We start from the raw sequence: 5,043 nt of genomic DNA, 5'->3' as shown, positions 1-5,043 counted from the left end.
GCATGTCGGTATCAATTTCTTTGCTGTTTTCATGGAAAGCCTTTTGCTTGGTTAAAAATGTACTTCTTACCATAAAAGCAAATTATTGTAAATATATATATTGATTGTGTGAGTTTTGCGGTATTGCGTTTTTACGCTTTTCGGAGAATTGAGAGTAAAGGTTCTGTTCTCGGGTCTGTTTTCTTTTCTCTCAACAGTCACCTGTTTTTTTTTTCAGCTTGATAATCTCCTTTTTCAGCCTGTCATTTTCCCTTTCTACATTTTCGATACACACCTTCTGCCAGTCAATAAATTTTAACAAGACATCAACAAACGGGGTCCGTTCATTGTCAGGAATCGGGCAAAGTATTCCGTTCTTTGTATCCATAAGCCCAAAATTTGTTTTTCGCAGTGAGAAAAATTCCCCCGGCCTGTGGTCGGGACCAAACTTAGAAGTAACAGTGATGCATAACATCTTGTTACAGAGAAGAAAGAACTTATCCTGTTTGTTGAAAGAAAAAAAGAGAAAAAACGAGAGAAAACGAGAGAAAAAAAGGGAGGTGGGAGGGTCAGACAAGAATAAGGGCAGATTTTAAGGTTGATTCAGCGTCAAATATTGCAATACGGGTGAATTCCCCATCAGTTGTTGTAGTGTGGACCCGCTGGTAGCGAGGAACAGGATGTTCCTCTGTTGTTGTAAAAATATCTATAATACTGGTATGATTTTCGTTATGAGGAAAAAGTTTGAGATACAGGGCTGATGATTCAGTGGGACAGTAGGAGATTTCAGTTGTTTTGGAGATAGTGCCTTTTGTGTAGGGATTTTCAAACCAATAGCTGACAGAGCTTTGGCAATGGGATTCAAAGTCTATGGTGATGGTGGCTGGAGGGAGGGGACCCTTGTTATTGCGGTGAGTGCATTTTTTGCTGTGAGAGTCGTTTTTTTTTTCTAAGCGTAACGAAGCAATAGCTGTTGGAGCATCAGTGCCGGGAAGAGAAATTACACTGGTGATGAATTTGACCTGCTGACCACAGATAAAATTTTCATCAACCACAAATTCGCCTGTTTGATCAGTCAGGACTGTGACAGGACGGGTTTCGCCACTGGCAACAGTGTCAAGATCCAGCTGATGACCTTGAAAGGCCACCTGGACAGAGACTCCAGGGTGGGGCGGAGTTATTCTGCCATAGACTAAAATATGGACTTTTTCTGAATGGCAATGGCCCCCGACCCGCACCATGCTTACCGGCGCAACAATGGCATAGGGATCTGTTGAGCAGCATATTTTTTTGGGCCGGAAAAAGGGAATCTGCGATAAGCAGATGGAGCAAAAATATCCTATTTTTTGGAAAAAGCGTTTTTTGGTTTTGCCCTGTACAAAAACGTTGTCTGGTATCTTTCCTGATTTCAAAATAGCTTATTGGCGATGCCTTTGGGTAATTAGGGTAATTAGTTGCTGAAATAGATTGTATCGTTATAAACTCCTGTCCCCCTTCTATAGTCAGGTGGTAAAAAAAGTATAATAAATTGTATTGAGCTGTAAAGGTTTTTACACCTCATGCCAGAGGCTTTGCTCAAGATGTTATATCTCTCTGGCCAACTTCTCGAAATAATATGATTTTTTTGGGTACCAGTGAAGAAAGATCCCGGTGGCACCTTAACGTACTTTTACTGCAAAAAAGATACCAAAAGAAAGAGATGTTAATCAAGGAGATGATAAGAATAATGATGTTCAGGGGCGAGTTGTGAAAATACTTCCCTCTGGCAGGGATTTCATGGTACTCTCAGGGATAAAACCTGTCAGAGCAACAGATGATAGAATGTTGTTTGATAGGTGTTTGATATGGTGAATACGGCATCCGCTATTGTATGAAATAAGGGAATGGAGAGATATGAAGACAATACCTGAAGAACAATGGTACCAGCTGGCAACAGATAAAATCCTTACTCTCTTGGAGAGTGACCAACAACAGGGCTTGAGTGAGGAGACAGTTGAGCAACGGCTCGCTCGTTTTGGTTCTAACCTCCTGACCAGCAAGGGAGGCAAGAGTGCCTTGGTTCGCTTTCTCCTGCAATTTCATCAGCCACTGATCTATATCCTGATCGCCTCCGGGATTATCACGGCTCTTTTGCAGGAATGGGTGGATTCCGGGGTTATTTTCGGGGTGGTGCTGGTTAACGCTGTTATCGGCTATATTCAGGAGGCCAAGGCCGAGAGCAGCTTGGCAGCATTGGCCCAGACCATGGTTGCCGAGGCAACGGTGTTGCGTTCAGGAGAAAAACAGCGCATAGATTCAACCCGGTTGGTTCCAGGCGATGTGGTCTTGCTGACAGCAGGGGATCGGGTTCCGGCGGATATGCGGCTTTTCCATTGCCGGGATTTGCAGGTGGCTGAATCGGCCCTGACCGGTGAATCTGTGCCTGTGGTCAAAGATATTGCGCCCCTTCCAGAAGAGACTCCCTTGGCAGAACGAACCAATATGGCCTATGCCTCCACCATGGTGACCTATGGGCAGGCAAAGGGAATTATCACGGCAACCGGTGATCAGACCGAAGTGGGGCGAATTTCCCGCTTGATTTCCACGGCCCAGGATTTGGCCACCCCGCTCACCCGCAAGATTACCCAGTTCAGCCATGTGCTTCTTTATGCCATTTTATTCCTGGCCGCCCTGACCGTGGGTGTAGGTCTGTTGCGCGGACAGTCGTTGTTTGACATGTTCATGGCCGCAGTTGCCCTGGCAGTGGGGGCCATCCCCGAAGGTTTACCAGCTGCAGTCACCATTACTCTGGCCATCGGCGTTTCCCGAATGGCTAAGCGGCGGGCCATTATCCGCAAACTGCCCGCAGTGGAAACCCTGGGCAGTACTACAGTAATCTGCTCAGATAAGACCGGTACCCTGACCGAAAACCAGATGACTGTGCAGGCCATCATTGCCGGCCAGGAGGAGTATACGGTCAGCGGCTCAGGATATGCACCCCAGGGAGAGATTACTCGCCAGGCCGGGCAGGCAGATCAAGCAAACAAGCAACAGACATCTGCACCGCCTTCTGAGCAGAATGCTCCGGCTCTGTATCACAGCCTTCGTGTTGCGGCCCTATGTAATGACAGCGTGCTCAAAAAGAAGGAAGAAGGATGGAAGATGTACGGCGATCCCACAGAGGGTGCTCTGCTCACCGTTGCCGGCAAGGGGGGATATGCCATACAGGAAATCCAGGCCCGGTATCCCCGACTGGACAGCATCCCCTTTGAATCTGAACACCAGTTCATGGCGACCTTGCATGAGGAACAGCCGGAAGAGGCAGGAAATTCCGGCGATGCTACGGAGAATCTCATCTGTATCAAAGGGGCAGTGGAACAGGTGCTGGCTAAATGCGAAAATGCGCTGACTGCTCAGGGAACGACCACTCCCCTGGATCACGAGAAGGTTCATGAAGAGGTTACGCGACTTGCGGCCCGAGGGTTACGGGTGCTGGCCTTTGCTGAAAAGAAGGCAGGGCCGATAACCAGCATGGCTACAGAGGATGTACAGGACGGTTTCACCTTTCTTGGCCTGATGGGTATGATTGATCCGCCCCGAGACGAGGTGATAGCAGCAGTCAAGACCTGTCGTCAGGCAGGGATTCGCATCAAGATGATTACGGGCGATCATCCTGCCACGGCAGCAGCCATTGCCGGTCAGATTGGGTTGGCAGACGATTACAAGGACGGCGAACAGCCAGCGGTGCTGACCGGTTCTGAGCTGGAAAAGATATCGGATCAGGATCTGATTGCCGCTGCTGCGAACACAGCTGTCTTTGCCCGGGCCACGCCGGAACAGAAGATCCGCCTGGTGCGGGCACTCCAGGCTACAGGTAATGTGGTGGCCATGACCGGTGACGGGGTCAACGATGCTCCGGCCCTGAAGCAGGCTGATATCGGAGTGGCAATGGGCATTACTGGTACGGATGTGTCCAAGGAGGCAGCAGACATGGTGTTAACCGATGATAACTTCAGCTCCATTGAGGCAGCAGTGGAAGAGGGCCGGGCCGTGTTTGAGAATCTGACCAAGTTTATTGTCTGGACCCTGCCCACCAATCTTGGGGAAGGGCTGGTCATCCTGGCGGCTATATTTCTGGGCCTTACCCTGCCCATTCTGCCGGTGCAGATCCTCTGGATCAATATGACCACTGCCGGTTTCCTGGGTCTGATGCTGGCCTTTGAACCCAAAGAGCCCGGCATTATGCTGCGCAAGCCCCGTGACCCTGATACCCCGATCCTGACCGGTGAGCTGATAGCCAGAATTTTCCTTGTGGGCACGTTGTTATTGATCGGTGCCTTTGGCCTCTTTCAATGGGAACTGGCGGCCGGTGCTTCCCTTGAGGAGGCACGAACCGTTGCAGTGAACGTCTTTGTTATGATGGAACTGTTTTATCTCTTTAATTGCCGTTCATTGACCAAGAACGTCTTCCAGCTCGGCTTTTTTACCAATGCCTGGGTATTTTTCGGGGTGATCTCCATGTTGCTTCTTCAGCTGGTGTACACCTATGTCCCGATCATGCAGCAGCTGTTTCAAAGTGCGTCCATCGGTATTGCCTCCTGGGTGCGGATTATACTGGCCGGGATAATCGGGTTTTTGATTGTTGAGGTGGAGAAGAAGTTACGGGCTGGGTGAGTTGATGGGTTGTGGCGGGAAATTGTGGATGTAAAGAGGCAAACCCGAAGATTTGCCTCTTCCTCATACGTTAATGAGCAACTGTCATGAGCAAGCTCATCCCAACTACTTTACACTCTCTGTAGGATAATCAGCACCCTTCCAGGCAAAGATCCCACCAGGGTGACGTAATACCTTGGTGTATCCTGATTTCTTCGCCCACAGGGCACCATTATGGCTCCGGGTGCATTTCACAAAACCGCAATAGACCACAATAGTCGTAACCGTTCACCCCCCTCATTCCACACAAAAAAAGATTGGACAAAAAAAGAAGATCACGATAGTTTAAGGGTCACAACGTTTTTTACGAGATCTATCCACGTTCTGAGTTCGCATGCACCTATCCAGAGAAGAGTTGCGAAAAATAGATAA

General features: G+C 48.8%; 3 protein-coding genes and 1 pseudogene. 1 reads left to right on the top strand and 3 read right to left on the bottom strand.

Features of this window, described 5'->3' with window-relative positions:
• Positions 1 to 190 precede the first annotated feature (190 nt).
• Together L2082_RS18405 and L2082_RS18400 are read right to left on the bottom strand one after the other, a co-directional pair.
• Entirely contained in the window at positions 191 to 367 is a 177-nt protein-coding gene (locus tag L2082_RS18405; protein WP_446012110.1) for a hypothetical protein, read from the bottom strand.
• A 181-nt stretch (positions 368 to 548) separates the two neighbouring features.
• Entirely contained in the window at positions 549 to 1,391 is an 843-nt protein-coding gene (locus tag L2082_RS18400) for a hypothetical protein (RefSeq protein WP_446012109.1), read from the bottom strand.
• A gap of 481 nt (positions 1,392 to 1,872) precedes the next feature.
• On the opposite strand from L2082_RS18400, the gene L2082_RS18395 reads away from it, so the two are divergent.
• Complete coding sequence (locus L2082_RS18395; protein ID WP_446012108.1) at positions 1,873 to 4,632, top strand: cation-transporting P-type ATPase; 2,760 nt, start codon at positions 1,873 to 1,875, stop codon at positions 4,630 to 4,632.
• Between the two features lie 105 nt (positions 4,633 to 4,737).
• Here the strand turns inward: L2082_RS18395 and L2082_RS18390 are convergent.
• Positions 4,738 to 4,887, bottom strand: a pseudogene (locus L2082_RS18390) (rhodanese-like domain-containing protein); the annotation flags it as partial.
• Positions 4,888 to 5,043: the final 156 nt, after the last annotated feature.

This window comes from Candidatus Electrothrix sp. (assembly GCF_052785085.1).
Note: the sequence above shows the minus strand (reverse complement) of the source record. Positions and strands in the feature narration are given on the sequence as shown.

Excerpts from the sequence above, each read along its gene's own strand:
- L2082_RS18405 (WP_446012110.1), bottom strand. The coding sequence starts at position 367 with ATGGATACAAAGAACGGAATACTTTGCCCGATTCCTGACAATGAACGG.
- L2082_RS18395 (WP_446012108.1), top strand. The coding sequence starts at position 1,873 with ATGAAGACAATACCTGAAGAACAATGGTACCAGCTGGCAACAGATAAA.